General features: G+C 70.0%; 12 protein-coding genes. 8 read left to right on the forward strand and 4 right to left on the reverse strand.

Annotated features, from left to right (window positions below):
• Window position 1: 1 nt before the first annotated feature.
• A complete protein-coding gene (locus tag CMO28_RS09340) occupies window positions 2–829 on the forward strand; it encodes a glycerophosphodiester phosphodiesterase family protein (RefSeq protein WP_296712857.1) in 828 nt (275 codons plus the stop codon).
• Between the two features lie 295 nt (window positions 830–1,124).
• Here CMO28_RS09340 and CMO28_RS09345 read toward each other — a convergent pair whose 3' ends face one another.
• Entirely contained in the window at window positions 1,125–2,681 is a 1,557-nt protein-coding gene (locus CMO28_RS09345) for a PLP-dependent aminotransferase family protein (RefSeq protein WP_296712859.1), read from the reverse strand.
• Between the two features lie 172 nt (window positions 2,682–2,853).
• Between CMO28_RS09345 and CMO28_RS09350 the strand changes: the two genes are divergently transcribed.
• The 4 genes from CMO28_RS09350 (at window position 2,854) to CMO28_RS09365 (ending at window position 7,002) form a co-directional block, all read left to right on the forward strand.
• Complete coding sequence (locus CMO28_RS09350) at window positions 2,854–4,089, forward strand: benzoate/H(+) symporter BenE family transporter (RefSeq protein WP_296712861.1); 1,236 nt, start codon at window positions 2,854–2,856, stop codon at window positions 4,087–4,089.
• Window positions 4,090–4,166: 77 nt separating this feature from the next.
• Window positions 4,167–5,324, forward strand: a complete 1,158-nt coding sequence (locus CMO28_RS09355) for an aspartate aminotransferase family protein (RefSeq protein WP_322111324.1) — start codon at window positions 4,167–4,169, stop codon at window positions 5,322–5,324.
• 35 nt (window positions 5,325–5,359) lie between these two features.
• The gene (gene glyA / locus CMO28_RS09360; RefSeq protein WP_296712865.1) at window positions 5,360–6,661 is read left to right on the forward strand and encodes a serine hydroxymethyltransferase; all 1,302 of its coding nucleotides are present in this window, start codon (window positions 5,360–5,362) and stop codon (window positions 6,659–6,661) included.
• Window positions 6,658–7,002 carry an antibiotic biosynthesis monooxygenase family protein gene (locus tag CMO28_RS09365; protein ID WP_014746834.1) on the forward strand — a complete coding sequence of 115 codons (345 nt, stop codon included), beginning with the start codon at window positions 6,658–6,660 and terminating at the stop codon, window positions 7,000–7,002. Before glyA ends, CMO28_RS09365 begins: the two co-directional genes overlap by 4 nt.
• Here the strand turns inward: CMO28_RS09365 and CMO28_RS09370 are convergent.
• Complete coding sequence (locus CMO28_RS09370) at window positions 6,996–7,514, reverse strand: SixA phosphatase family protein (RefSeq protein ID WP_296712867.1); 519 nt, start codon at window positions 7,512–7,514, stop codon at window positions 6,996–6,998. The genes CMO28_RS09365 and CMO28_RS09370 overlap by 7 nt on opposite strands.
• A 145-nt stretch (window positions 7,515–7,659) precedes the next feature.
• Between CMO28_RS09370 and CMO28_RS09375 the strand changes: the two genes are divergently transcribed.
• Window positions 7,660–10,047 carry an RNA degradosome polyphosphate kinase gene (locus tag CMO28_RS09375; RefSeq protein ID WP_323755080.1) on the forward strand — a complete coding sequence of 796 codons (2,388 nt, stop codon included), beginning with the start codon at window positions 7,660–7,662 and terminating at the stop codon, window positions 10,045–10,047.
• 69 nt (window positions 10,048–10,116) lie between these two features.
• The gene (locus CMO28_RS09380) at window positions 10,117–11,655 is read left to right on the forward strand and encodes a hypothetical protein (protein WP_296712869.1); all 1,539 of its coding nucleotides are present in this window, start codon (window positions 10,117–10,119) and stop codon (window positions 11,653–11,655) included.
• Between the two features lie 4 nt (window positions 11,656–11,659).
• Here CMO28_RS09380 and CMO28_RS09385 read toward each other — a convergent pair whose 3' ends face one another.
• Both CMO28_RS09385 and CMO28_RS09390 read right to left on the reverse strand, forming a co-directional pair.
• Window positions 11,660–12,385, reverse strand: coding sequence for a MarC family protein (locus tag CMO28_RS09385; protein WP_296712871.1), 726 nt, complete (start codon window positions 12,383–12,385; stop codon window positions 11,660–11,662).
• A gap of 99 nt (window positions 12,386–12,484) precedes the next feature.
• Complete coding sequence (locus tag CMO28_RS09390) at window positions 12,485–12,913, reverse strand: nuclear transport factor 2 family protein (RefSeq protein ID WP_296712872.1); 429 nt, start codon at window positions 12,911–12,913, stop codon at window positions 12,485–12,487.
• A 138-nt stretch (window positions 12,914–13,051) separates the two neighbouring features.
• On the opposite strand from CMO28_RS09390, the gene CMO28_RS09395 reads away from it, so the two are divergent.
• On the forward strand, window positions 13,052–13,792 hold the full coding sequence (locus CMO28_RS09395) for an alpha/beta hydrolase (RefSeq protein WP_296712873.1): 741 nt from the start codon (window positions 13,052–13,054) through the stop codon (window positions 13,790–13,792).
• Window positions 13,793–13,809 lie beyond the last annotated feature (17 nt).

Below are 13,809 nucleotides of genomic sequence, written 5' to 3' on the forward strand. Positions count from 1 at the left end.
GGTGGCGCGCCGGCCGGTCCTGCTGCCGCGCGGGCGGCTGATCGCCCATCGCGGCGGGGGCGCCCATGCGCCCGAGAACACGCTTCAGGCCCTGGCCGGCGTGCCGATGCTCGGCACCGACTGGGCCGAGGTGGATGTGCGGCTGACCGGCTGCGGCACGCCGGTGCTGCTGCATGATCCGGATCTGGATGCCACCACCAGCGGCCGCGGGCCGCTCGCGGCCGTGGCGGCGGCAGACCTTGCCCGCATGGATGCGGCGCTCTGGTTCGGGGCAGGGGCGGTGGCAGAGCCGCCGGCCACCCTGGCCCGCGCCCTGGCGCTGGCCGCCCGGATCGGGCTTGGTCTCAATCTGGAACTGAAGCCGCCGGCGGAGGCGGGGGAAGACGCGGCACTCGGGCTGGTGACCGCCGTGGCGCGCGCGATCGAGGCCGCGCCTTTGCCCCCCGGCCGGCTGGTGGTGACCTCGACCTCGGCGGCGGTGATGAGCCTGGCCGCGCGCCTGTTGCCGACCCTGCCGGTCGGGCCGGTGCTGCGCAGGCCGGCCGATGCCGCCGCGATGGCCGGGGTGATCGCTAAGGCGGATCTGGTGGTGGTGAACGCCCGCCGCTTCGGTCCGCGCGCGATCAGGGCGCTCCGCAGCCGCGCCGATCCGCCGCTGGTGCTGGTCTATGGCACCGACAGCCGCCGCCGCCTGCGCCGGCTGATCCGCGCCGGCGCCGCCGCCGCGATCGTCGACGCCCCCGACCGCATCCTGGGCGCCCCGCTGCCCACCCCGCTTCTGCCGGTCTGGCTGCGCCGGCTGCGGAACCGGTGGTCGGGGAAAGGTTGAGGACCAGGGGGCTGCCGTCAGGCGGTGTTGTTTCCGTCAGACCGCGGGAGACCCGCTTCATCGTACAGAAAATCCTGACTGCGGGCCGCGGTCGGTCCCACTGTCGCTTTTGCTGAAGCTGCGACGCGAAGTTTCTGGAGCAGGGTGCGGCGCGACCGGGTTGTGGCGGTGCCTGCCTCATCATCTTTGTTCAGTGTCGGAAAGGGCATGCGGTGCCTCTGCGTCGAGCCGCTGCGGATATGATCCTGTCGGATATAAGAACATGGCAGGGGGAGGGACGACAGAGCCTTATGCCTTACGGCACCCCGTTGCTGTGCCCCTGGCGCAACACGCCCCCCAGGCGGAGCATGGCGGCCTCGATCTCGTGGGCGGCGAGGGAGGCGTAGCCCAGCAGCCAGCCGGGGCGGGCGCCGGGGCCGATATGCAGGCGGCCCAGGCCCGGCAGCACAAGCCCGGCCGTGGCAGCGCGGGCGATGGTATCGGCCTCCGACCAGCCGGGTTGCAGAAGACATGGGATCTGCAGGCCGCCGGGCGGGCGGGCGGCGGTGGCGATGCCGTCCAGATGCCGGGCGATGGCATCGAGCATCACCTGCCGGCGGCCGGCATAGAGTTTGCGCATGGCCCGGATATGGGCGTTGTAATGCCCGTCGGCCATGAAGCGGGCGAGGGTGAGCTGCTGCAGCTGCGGCGTGTGGCCGTCGATGATGCTGCGGGCGCGGGTGAACGCTTCGACCAGCGTCGGGGGCAGGGCCATATAGCCGAGCCGCAGCCCGGGATAGAGCGTCTTGGCGAAGGTGCCGATATAGATCGTCCGCCGGTCGCGGTCCAGGCCCTGGACGCAGGCGGTCGGCAGGCCGTCATAGTGGAACTCGCTGTCGTAATCGTCTTCGATGATCCAGCCCCCGGTCTCTGCGGCCCAGGCGATCAGGTCGATCCGGCGGTCCAGCGACAGCGTGGCGCCGGTCGGATACTGGTGTGACGGCGTGACATAGACGCAGGCCGCACCGCTCTGATCGGCCCTGACCAGATCGGTCCGGATGCCCCGGGCATCGACCGGGATCGGTACGATCCGCGCCTCGGCCGCCTCGAAGGCCTTGCGGGCGCCGAAATAGCCGGGATTTTCCATCAGGATCGGCCCGCCGGCATCGACCAGAAGCTGGGCGCAGAGATAGAGCGCCTGACGGGTGCTGCTCAGCACCAGGATCTGATCCGCGGCCACCCCTGCGCCGCGCTCCAGGGTGAGATAGGCGGCGATCGCCTCGCGCAGGGCTTCGGCCCCCTGCGGGTCGCCATGCAGCAGAATGCCGTCGCGATGGTCGCGGATCACCCGGCGTTGCAGACGTTCCCAGATCTCGGTCGGGAAGGTGCAGGTCTCGGGCAAACCGGTCACGAAGGGGCGGACCGCGCGCTGGTCGGCGATGCCGCCGCTGTCCAGCACCATCCGGCCGCGCCGGCTCAACCCCTGTCCGCCGGCCGGGTCGTGGCGCGCCTCCGCCTGCCGGCGGAGCCGGCGGCGGGCAACCCCTTCCAGATCCGTGCCCAGGGTGGGGGAGACATAGCTGCCCGAGCCTTCGCGCCGGATGATGAAGCCGTCGCGGTGCAGCTGGACATAGGCGTTTTCCACCGTGTCGCGGGCGATGCCGAGCGAAGCCGCCAGCCGGCGACTGGCCGGCAGCTTCATGCCCGGGGCCAGCGCGCCGTCGAGGATCAACCCGCTCAACGCCCGCTGGATGCGCTGATGCAGGTCGAGGCGCTGCATCTCGGCATCAGCCAGCCGAATCTTCAGCGTGTCGAGTTCGAAGGTCTTCAGGGCGTGCGGCTTCACTGACGGGGGAGGGCGAAACCCGGACATTCTATGCAGCCGCCGCGATCGGCGCCATGGGCATGCACGTCCGCGGCGGTCTGGCAAAGTGGTCTGGTCATCCTGCGGAAAGTGTCCGGGCTCAACCAGCCATTGGCGCGCTATCACGTGGCGCGCCGCCCGGGAGCGGGCGGTCCCCTCGCTACGGAGGATCCCCGACGCCATGCGCTCATCCGCTCAACCGCGCGCCATCGGCCCCACCGACCTTATCCATCCGGTCGTGGCCGGCCTCGTCTCGGTCATCGTCAATTACGGCGGGACCTTCATCCTGGTTTTCCAGGCGGCCCGTGTGGCCGGGCTCGACCCGGCGCTGACGGCGTCCTGGGTGTGGTCGGTGTCGATCGGCGTCGGCATCACCGGGCTTCTGCTCAGCTGGCGGTTCCGCGCCCCGATCATCACCGCCTGGTCGACGCCCGCCGCCGCCTTTCTGGTGGTGGCGTTGCAGACCACACCCTATGCCGAGGCGATCGGGGCCTATCTGATCTCGGCCGCGGGCTTCGTGGTGCTCGGCCTTTCGGGCTGTTTCGACCGGGTGATCCGGCTGATCCCGCCGGGGGTGGCGGCCGGCCTGCTTGCCGGCATCCTGCTTCAGTTCGGCATCGGCGCCTTCGGCGGCATGAGCATCGATCCGCTGCTCGCCGGGTTGCTGATCCTGGCCTATGTGACCATCAAGCGCTTCACCGCCCGCTATGCGGTGGTGGGCATCCTGGTGCTGGGGCTGGGCTTCCTGCTGATCCAGGGGCGGGTGGATCTGGAGGGGCTGGAGCTTGCGGTCGCAGCCCCCGTCTTCACCCTGCCGGCATTTTCGCTCAACGCCCTGCTGTCGGTGGCCCTGCCGCTGTTCCTGATCACGCTGACCGGGCAGTACATGCCGGGGATGCTGGTGCTGCGCAATGACGGCTACAAGACCAGCGCCAGCCCGATCGTGACCGTCACCGGGCTCGGCTCTCTGCTGATGGCGCCCTTCGGCTCCCACGCCTTCAATCTGGCGGCGATCACGGCGGCGATCTGCACCGGGCCCGAGGCACACGAGGACCCGTCGAAGCGCTGGATCGCCGGCATCGCGGCGGGGGTCGCCTATATCCTGGTCGGCGTTTTCGGCGTGACTCTGGCCGCCGTCTTCATGGCCCTGCCCGCAACCTTCATCACCACACTCGCCGGACTTGCCCTGCTGGGCACGATCGGCGGCAGCCTGGCCTCGGCGCTCGCCGAACCGGCCGGCCGCGAGGCGGCGCTGATCACCTTCCTGGCGGCCGCCGCCAACATCACCATGCTCGGCATCGGCGGCGCGTTCTGGGGCCTGCTGATCGGTCTTCTGGCGCATCTGGCGCTCTGCCGCCGCAGCCCGTCGGCGCGGCCGGTCGCCGCCCGGCCCTCGCGGGAAGGAGCCGCCCGGTGATCCATCCCGACACCGCCCCCGCGAGCGACACCACCCCAGCGACCGGCGCCGCCACCGACACCGGCACCGCCTGTCTGATGCAGACCTATGCCCGCCTGCCCGTCGCCTTCGTGCGCGGCCGGGGCATGCAGCTTCAGGACGAGGCGGGCATCGACTATCTCGACGCCATTTCGGGTGTCGCGGTCACCGGTCTCGGCCATGCCCATCCCGAGATCACCGCGGCGATCGCCGGGCAGGCGGCCGAGCTGCTGCACACCTCGAACCTGTTCCGCATCCCCTGGCAGGAGGAACTGGGCCGCCGGCTCTGCGCCCTGTCGGGGATGACCCGGGCCTTCTTCTGCAATTCCGGCGCCGAGGCGAACGAAGCCGCGCTGAAACTCGCCCGGCTGCATGCCGCGGCGATGCGGGTGGCCGCCCCGCAGGTGGTGGTGATGGACGGCGCCTTCCACGGCCGCACCCTCGCCACCCTGGCGGCGACCGGCAATCCGGCGGTACAGCGGGGGTTCGAGCCGCTGATGCCGGGCTTCCTGCGCGTGCCCTATGACGATATCGATGCCGTCCGCAGGCTTGCCGACGAACAGCCCGGCATCGTCGCGGTGCTGCTGGAGCCGGTGCAGGGGGAGGGCGGGGTGCACCCGGCCTCTTCCGGCTATCTGAGGGCGCTGCGCGCCCTTGCCGACCGGCACGGCTGGCTGCTGATGATCGACGAGGTCCAGACCGGCATGGGCCGCACGGGCACCTGGTTCGGCCATCAGCATGCCGGCGTCGCCCCCGATGTGATCACGCTGGCGAAGGGGTTGGGCAACGGGGTTGCGATCGGTGCCTGCCTGGCCCGTGGCCCGGCGGCGGCGCTGTTCTCCCCCGGTCATCATGCCTCCACCTTCGGCGGCAACCCGCTGGCCTGCCGGGTGGGCTGCACCGTGATCGACGTCATGGCCCGCGACCGGCTGCCCGAGCGGGCGGCGATGCTGGGCGCGCGACTGCTCGCCGGGTTGAGGCGGGCGCTTGCCGGGCATCCGCGGGTGGTCGCCATCCGTGGGATCGGCCTGATGGCCGGTGTCGAACTGGATCGCCCCTGCGGCGATCTGGTCGGCCGGGCGCTGCTGGAGGAACGGCTGCTGATCACCGTCACCCGCGCCAACACCATCCGCCTGCTGCCGCCGCTGATCGCCGGCACGGCGGAGATCGACGAGGTGGTCACCCGCCTGGCCCGCCTGCTGGCCACCCTCGACTGACCCCGCCTCTTCCGGACAGATGGGAGCCTGCCGCCATGTATGATCCGTCCATCCGCCTTGCCGATGTCGATCCCGAGCTTGCCCGGGCGATCGCATCCGAGGAAGACCGCCAGGAAGATCATGTCGAGCTGATCGCCTCGGAGAATTATGCAAGCCCGCTGGTGATGGCGGTGCAGAACTCGGTCTTCACCAACAAATATGCCGAAGGCTATCCCGGCCGGCGCTTCTACAGCGGCTGCGCGCATGTCGATGTCGCCGAGCGGCTGGCGATCGACCGGGCGAAAGCCCTGTTCGACTGCGACTATGCCAATGTCCAGCCCCATGCCGGTGCCCAGGCGAGTGCTGCCATCTTCCTGGCGCTGGTCCGGCCCGGAGACACGGTCATGGGCATGAACCTGTCCGAGGGCGGCCATCTGACCCATGGCAACCCGGCCAACTTCTCGGGCCGGCACTACCGGATCGTGCCCTATGGGCTCAATCCCGAAACCGGGCTGATCGATTATGACGACATGGCCCGCATCGCCCGCGAGACCCGGCCGCGGATGCTGATCGGCGGCTTTTCGGCCTATTCCCGGCGCAAGGACTGGGCCCGCATGCGGGCGATCGCCGACGAGGTGGGGGCGATCTTCTGGGTCGACATGGCCCATGTGGCGGGCCTGGTGGCGGCGGGCGAATCCCCCGACCCCCTGCCGCATGCCCATGTGGTGACCAGCACCACCCACAAGACCCTGCGCGGCCCCCGCGGCGGGTTGATCCTGGCCAAGGGGCAGGGGGAGGAATTCTACCGCAAGCTCGACGGCGCGGTCTTCCCCGGCATCCAGGGCGGGCCGGCCATGCATGTGATCGCGGCGAAGGCGGTCGCGTTCAGAGAGGCGCTCTCGCCCGGGTTCCGGACCTATCAGAAACAGGTTCTGGCCAATGCGCGGGCGATGGCCCGGGTGATCATGGATCGCGGCTACCGGATCGTCTCGGGCGGGACCGACAATCACATGATGCTGATCGATCTCTCCGATCGCGCCTTCACCGGCCGTGATGCCGATGCGGCGCTGGCCGATGCCTGGATCACCGCCAACAAGAACGCGGTGCCGGGCGATCCGCGCTCCCCCTTCGTGACCTCGGGCCTGCGCATCGGCACGCCGGCCGTCACCACCCGCGGCTTCGGCGTCGCCGACTGCGAGGCTCTGGCCGGCTGGCTGGCCGATGTGCTCGACGCTCTGGGGACCGGTGCGGCCCCCGCCGTTCGCGATCGGGTCCGGGAGCAGGTCGTGACCCTTTGCCGCCGCCACCCGGTCTATCGCCCTGCCATTCACTTAAACCAGCGAGGAGTCGTTCAGTGATCGTCGTGACCTTCGAACTCGAAGCCGTGCCCGGACAGAATCAGACCTATGTGAACATGGTGAACCGGCTGCAGCCGATGTTGCAGAAGATGGAGGGCTTCATTTCGGTCGAATGCTTCCAGAGCACGCTCCATCCGGCCAAAGTGATGTCGGTGACGATCTGGGAAGACGAGGCGGCCGTCCTGCGCTGGCGAAATCTGGATCCTCATCTTTCGGCTCAGAAGGCCGGGCGCGACCGGATTTTCCATGATTACCATGTGCGGGTGATGACGGTGCTCAGGGATTACGGCCTGCACCAGCGTGCCGAGGCGCCGGAGGACAGCCTGATCGGCCGTCACTGACCGGCGGCGGCCTCCAGCATCCGCGGGGTGACGAAGCGGGTCAGGCGGGCGTCGCCCGGCCGCCATCCGGGGCCCGCCAGATCGAGGACGGCGAGGGCGGCGGTGGGGAATTTCGCGGCGAGGGCCGCGCGGGCCTGGTCGTCGCCGGCGGTCGCCATCGATGCCGCCAGCTCGTGCAGGCCCGGGTTGTGGCCGACCACCATCACCGCCGCATGGTCGGCCGCATGGGTGCCGACCACGGCCAGGATGGCGGCCGGGGCGGCATGGTAGAGCGCAGCGTCGTGGACCACGCGGCCGGCGGGGAAGGCACCGGCATCGACCATATGCTCCACCGTTTCCCGCGTGCGGCGGGCGGTGGAGCAGAGCACCAGGTCCGGGGCCGCCTCGGCCACAGGTTTGGCCATCAGCCGGGCGGCGGCGCGGCCGCGGCGGTTGAGCGGCCGGTCGTGATCGGCGAGGGCGGGATCGTCCCAGGCCGATTTGGCATGACGGAGCAGGATCAGGCGCGGCATTCGGGGGCAGTCTCCCGGACAGGTGAGGGGCGCGGTCCGATCCGCGGGCTCAGGCGCGAAATGGCATCTCGATCATGCATCCGCAACAAAGATCCGCTATCGTGAACATTGTTTTCACGCCTGATACCCGCCCAGGAGAGCCATCTTGCCGACCACCCCCCGCGCCGCGCAGCCTGCCACCGAAACCGACGCCGCCGCGGCCCCGGCGGTGGAAACGGCCGCCGAGGCCGGGACCTCCGCCACCCGCGGCGAGGCGGCTGCAGCCGAGGCCGCAGCGGCGGCCGGTGCCGCAAGCGTGGTGCCGAGTTCCGCCGAGAGTGCGGCCGAGGTCGAGGCCCGGGCGGTGGCGGCGGCGACGGTTGCGGTGGAACCCGTGGCAGCCCCGGCCCCGGCGGCAAGCCGGCCCGCCCGCGGCCAGCGGCGGATCGACATCACCTCGCCGCAGCGCTTCATCAACCGTGAATTGTCGTGGCTGGCCTTCAACAACCGGGTTCTGGAAGAGAGCTGGAACACCCGCCATCCGCTGCTGGAGCGGGTGCGGTTCCTGTCGATCTCGGCCAACAATCTGGACGAGTTCTACATGGTCCGCGTGGCGGGGCTGTGGAGCCAGGTGGAGATGGGCATCGAGCTGATCGGCCAGGACGGGCTGACGCCGGCCCAGCAGCTGCGCCAGATCCGCCAGCGCACCCACGACACCATGCGCGAGCAGCAGCGTTCGGTGCGCATGCTGCGCCGGGAGCTGAAGGAGCAGGGCATCCGGGTGGTCTCGCCGTCCGAACTGACCAAGAAGGAACGGGTCTGGCTGGACGAGCATTTCCGCAACCAGATCTTCCCGGTGTTGACCCCGCTGGCCGTCGATCCGGCCCATCCCTTCCCCTTCATCCCCAATGGCGGTCTGGCGCTGGTGCTGGAACTGCGCCGCAAGGCCGACGGCACGATGATGAACGCGCTGGTCCGCCTGCCGGCCCAGGTCGGCCGCTTCGTGCGCCTGCCCGAGACCGACGAGGTCCGGATGATCGGCATCGAGGACACGATCCTGCTGCTGATCGACGGCCTGTTCCCGGGCTATGACGTCATCGCCTCGGGCGAGTTCCGGGTGCTGCGCGACAGCGATCTGGAAATCGAAGAAGAGGCCGAAGATCTGGTGCGGCTGTTCGAGAGCGCGCTGAAGCGGCGCCGCCGCGGCAGCGTGATCCATCTCGAGATCGACGACGAAATGCCGGAAGGCCTTCGCAATTTCGTCTCGGGTCAACTGGGCGTGAAGAGCCCCGACATGGTGGTGGTGACCGCCATGCCCGGCATGGCCGACATCCGCCAGCTGATCATCGACGACCGGCCGGACCTGAAGTTCCAGAGCTTCAACAGCCGCTTCCCCGAACGCATCCGCGAGCATGGCGGCGACTGTTTCGCGGCGATCCGCCAGAAGGACATGATCGTCCACCACCCGTATGAGAGCTTCGACGTGGTGGTGCAGTTCCTGCGCCAGGCGGCGATGGATCCGAATGTCGTGGCGATCAAGCAGACGCTCTATCGCACCAGCAACGACAGCCCGATCGTGAAGGCGCTGGTCGCCGCCGCCGAGGCCGGCAAGTCGGTGACCGCCCTGGTCGAACTGAAGGCCCGGTTCGACGAAGAGGCCAATATCCGCTGGGCGCGCGACCTGGAGCGTGCGGGCGTGCAGGTGGTCTATGGCTTCATCTCGCTCAAGACCCACGCCAAGCTGAGCCTGGTGGTCCGGCGCGAGGGCGAGGGGCTGACGACCTATGTCCATTTCGGCACCGGCAACTATCACCCGATCACCGCCAAGATCTATACCGACCTGTCCTTCTTCACCGACGATCAGGCGCTGTGCCGCGATGCGGCCTATCTGTTCAACTACCTGACCGGCTATGCCGAGCCGTCGCATTTCGAGAAGATCGCGGTCAGCCCGCGCGGCGTGCGTCTGCGCCTGCTGGAGCATATCGACGGCGAGATCGCCAATGCCCAGGCCGGCCGGCCGGCGGCGATCTGGGCCAAGATGAACAGCCTGGTCGATCCGCTGATCATCGATGCGCTCTACCGCGCCTCTCAGGCCGGTGTCGAGATCGACCTGATCATCCGCGGCATCTGCTGCCTGCGCCCGGGCGTGCCGGGGCTGTCGGAGCGGATCCGGGTGAAGAGCATCGTCGGCCGCTTCCTGGAGCACAGCCGCATCGTCTGCTTCGGCAATGGCCAGGCGCTGCCCTCGCCCCAGGCGAAACTGTTCATCTCTTCCGCGGACTGGATGCCGCGCAATTTCGATCGCCGGGTGGAAACCCTGGTGCCGATCGAGAACCCGACCGTGCACCAGCAGGTGCTGGATCAGATCATGGTCGCCAATCTGAAGGACACGCTCCAGAGCTGGACGCTCGGTCCCGACGGCGTGTATAAGCGCATGGCCCCGGTTGGCGAGGGCTTCTCGGCGCATACATATTTCATGACCAATCCCAGCCTGTCGGGCCGGGGCAAGGCGCTGCGGAAGCGGGGGGAAGTGCCCCACCTGTCGCTGACCTGACGGGTCGGCCGCGTTGCCCGTGGCTGGTGACAGGATGGACGGACCGCACACCCCAAGCGGACGGAGTGGATGAGCGAACGGGTATTCCCGACCACGGCCGGCACCGATGCGGCGCCGGATCTGCGTCTTCCCGGCAACGGCCCGCGCCGCCTGGGCGTGATCGATATCGGCTCGAACTCGCTGCGGCTGGTGATCTTCGACGGGCTGAAGCGCATGCCGCAGCCCATCTTCAATGAAAAGGCGCTGTGCGCGCTGGGCGCCGGCGTGGCCGATACCGGCCGGCTGGACCCTGAACGGGCCGACGCCGCGGCGCTGGCCTTGCGCCGCTTCGCCGCCATCGGCCGCGAGCTTGCCGGCGATGCGATCATTGCGGTGGCGACCGCGGCCGTGCGCGATGCCGCCGACGGCCCCGCCTTCATCCAGAGGGTGGAGCGGGAGTGCGGCATTCCGATCCGGATCGTGACCGGTGTCGAAGAGGCGACGCTCTCGGCCCTGGGCGTGCTGTCGTCGGAACCCGAGGCCGACGGGCTGGTCGCCGATCTGGGCGGCGGTTCGCTGGAACTGGTGCGGGTGGAGCAGGGGGCCGTGGGTCGCCAGATCACCCTGCCGGTGGGAGCATTGCGCCTGGCCGCCCGCGGCTCGGATGCCAAAGCCTGGACCGAGGCGGTGGAGAAAGCGCTCGACGACGCCCCCTGGGCCGCAGAGGCGGCCGCGCGCGGGCTCTATCTGGTCGGCGGCGGCTGGCGCGCCATCGCGCGGGTCCATATCGCCGAGACCCGCCATCCGATCGCCGCCATCCACCGCTACACGCTCGACATGCCCCAGACCCTGGCACTGGCCGACAAGGTGATGGGCATGAAGCCGGCCGATCTCGCCCGGCTCAAGGCGGCGCCGGCCCGGCGGCTGGCGACCCTGCCCCATGCCGCGGCGGCGCTGGCCGGGCTGGTGCGGCGGGTGAAGCCGTCCGAGGTGGTGTTCTCCACCTATGGTCTGCGCGAGGGCGTGCTCTACGAGAACCTGCCGGCGGCGCTGAGGGCGGCCGATCCGCTGATGGCCGCCTGCCGCGACATCGCCGACCAGCATTCGGGCTTCGGCGCCTATGGCGACCGGGTCCATGACTGGATCGCGCCGCTGTTTGCCGGCGAGACGCCCAATGATCTGCGCCTGCGCCATGCCGCCTGTCTGCTGTCGGAAATCGCCGTCGCCGCCCATCCCGACCGGCGGGCCGATCATGCGATCGAAGAGATCCTGACCATGCCCTTCCTGCCGCTGCGCCATCGCGAGCGCGCCTTTCTGGCGCTGGCGGTCTATGCGCGCTATGCCGGCAACATCACCGGGTTGCATGCCCGGCCGGCGCGGGATCTGCTCGACCAGCCGGCCCAGGCCCGCGCCCGGCTGATCGGCCTGGCCCTGCGGCTGGGGGACACCTTCTCGGGTTGCGCCCCCGCTCTGCTCGACCGCGGAGAGCTGGAGCTGACGCCCCAGGCGCTGACCCTGCGCGCCCGCCCGGGCGGGCGCGACCTGATGGGCGAGGTGGTGGAACGCCGGCTGGAGGCCGTGGCCAAGGTGATGCGCCGCCGCTGGCGGATGACGGCCGAGGGCGCCTGAGCTATCAGGTTCCCTGGCGGATCACCCCGACGACCAGTTCTGCCGCGCCGTCGAGCACGAATTGCGCGGCAAGCGCCGCCAGCAGGATGCCCAGCACCCGGCTGATCACCGCGGCCGCGGTCTCGCCGATCAGGCGGTTCAGCCGGCCGGCGATCAGCAGCGCGCCCAGCGTCGAGGCCAGAACCAGGGCCAGGATGCCCAGCACCAGCAGCGTCGCCACCCAGTCGCCCCCGGCCCGGGTGGTGAGCAGCAGGGTGGAGGTGATGGCACCGGGGCCCGCGATCAGCGGGATGGCGAGCGGGAAAACCGAGACATCCTCGTGTTCGTGCTCGAAAGCCTCTTCCAGAAGTTCGGGGGCGGCGAAGGCGGATTCGGCCGCCAGCATCGCCGCGGCCCCGGCCTGGGTGTCGGCGGCATGGGCGGCTTCGACCTGACGCTTGCGCCGTTCCGTGCGCCGCTCGAAGACCATGTCGAAGGCGACGACGAACAGCAGGATGCCGCCCGCCACCCGGAAGGCATCGAGCGAGACGCCGATCGCATTGAGCAGCGCCTCGCCGCCCAGCGCGAAGCCGAGCAACACCAGCCCGCCCACGATCACACCGCGACAGGCCATCCGCCGGCGCTGCGCCTCGGTATGTTCGCGGGTGAGCGCGCCATACATCGGCGCCAGCCCGACCGGATCGATCACCACGAACAGGGTGACGAAGGCACTGATCGCCAGTTCCAGCATCGCACTCTCCCTTCGACGGGCACGGCCACCGCACCCTTCCGTCGACGATGTCACGGGCCGTGTGACGGTCGCAACCCTGCCGCAGGTGCGACAGGACGGTCAGTTCAGGCGATGCGGCGGGACGGTCGCGTATTCCGTGGGCGGCGGGGTCGGGCCCGACTGGTGGTGGACGATCCTCCAGGCCCCGTCCTCGCGCGCCAGCAGGTTGGTCGCGATCAGCACCGCATCGTTGATCCGCTCATAGGCCAGGATGCGGGCGGTGCTGTCATAGACGGTAACGTCGATCAGGTCGACCGCAAGCCTGGGGCTCGACGGGTTGGCCAGGATCGTCCGCCAGCTGGTCATCACCGCCTCGCGCCCGACCAGGGCACCCCAGCCGGGATGAATGCAGGCGATCGGCAGGCGCGTCGCCCAGATCGCCTGCATGGCTGCGAAATCGCGGGTCGCGAAGGCTTCATAGAAGGCGGCATGGGCGCGCAGCAGGGCCTGGATATCGGCCCGCTGCCGGGTCTCTGTGTCGTCGCTCATCAGCTTGGGTATCCTTGGCCGGCGTGATGTCCGAGGCGTCCTGACGCCACCGGACGATTGCACCCGAAGGAGATCTGCTCCAGGCTCGGCGGCGTCGCCGCCACCTCCGCCGCATGATCCTGACGTCAGGGAGCCCGCATGTCATCCGTCAGTACCGGTCTGGCCCATGATCCGGCCCATGAACTGCTTCTGCCCGAGGATGGCCCCGTGCGGCGGCTGGTCGTTCTGCTGCACGGCTATGGCGGCGACGGCCGCGAGATGATGGCGCTGGCCCGGCGCATGGCGCGGCGGATGACCACGGCGGCCTTCTTCTGCCCCGATGGCGGCGAAACCTGCCCCGAGGGGGTGAGCGGCCGGCAGTGGTTCTCCACCCCCGGCTTCCGCCCGGGCTGGGTGGCGGGCGATCCGGCGGCGATGCCGCCCGCAGATGCCGCGGGCCATGCCCTGATGGGCCGGAATGCCGCGGCCGTCTGCCCGGCACTCGATGCCCGGATCCGTGGCCTGCTGGCGGCCCTGGAGGTGCCGGCCGCCGCGACCGCCTTCGCCGGCTTCTCGCAGGGGCAGATGATGTCGCTGGCGATGATGATGGCGCGGCTGGCCACGGGGCAGCCGGCACCGGCTGCGGTGGTGGGGTTCTCGGGCACGCTGCTGGGGGCGCTGCCGGACCTGCCGGAGGGGGGACCCCGGCCACCGGTGATGCTGGTCCATGGCGAAGCCGACGACGTGGTGCCCTTCGCCTCGGCACGCTGGGTGCAGGCGCGGCTTGGGGCGGCCGGCTTCCGGGTGGAGCTTCTGGCCCGGCCGGGGCTGGATCACCGGGTCGATTTCGCCGGGCTTGCGGCGGCGACCGCTTTCCTCGACGATCACCTGCCGCAGTGATCCATCCGACCGCCTGT

The organism is Tistrella sp. (genome assembly GCF_002684955.1).
GTDB lineage: Bacteria > Pseudomonadota > Alphaproteobacteria > Tistrellales > Tistrellaceae > Tistrella > Tistrella mobilis.

Excerpts from the sequence above, each read along its gene's own strand:
- CMO28_RS09370 (WP_296712867.1), bottom strand. The coding sequence starts at position 7,514 with ATGCCGCGCCTGATCCTGCTCCGTCATGCCAAATCGGCCTGGGACGAT.
- CMO28_RS09350 (WP_296712861.1), top strand. The coding sequence starts at position 2,854 with ATGCGCTCATCCGCTCAACCGCGCGCCATCGGCCCCACCGACCTTATC.
- CMO28_RS09355 (WP_322111324.1), top strand. The coding sequence starts at position 4,167 with ATGCAGACCTATGCCCGCCTGCCCGTCGCCTTCGTGCGCGGCCGGGGC.
- CMO28_RS09345 (WP_296712859.1), bottom strand. The coding sequence starts at position 2,681 with ATGTCCGGGTTTCGCCCTCCCCCGTCAGTGAAGCCGCACGCCCTGAAG.
- CMO28_RS09385 (WP_296712871.1), bottom strand. The coding sequence starts at position 12,385 with ATGCTGGAACTGGCGATCAGTGCCTTCGTCACCCTGTTCGTGGTGATC.
- CMO28_RS09390 (WP_296712872.1), bottom strand. The coding sequence starts at position 12,913 with ATGAGCGACGACACAGAGACCCGGCAGCGGGCCGATATCCAGGCCCTG.
- CMO28_RS09395 (WP_296712873.1), top strand. The coding sequence starts at position 13,052 with ATGTCATCCGTCAGTACCGGTCTGGCCCATGATCCGGCCCATGAACTG.
- glyA (WP_296712865.1), top strand. The coding sequence starts at position 5,360 with ATGTATGATCCGTCCATCCGCCTTGCCGATGTCGATCCCGAGCTTGCC.
- CMO28_RS09380 (WP_296712869.1), top strand. The coding sequence starts at position 10,117 with ATGAGCGAACGGGTATTCCCGACCACGGCCGGCACCGATGCGGCGCCG.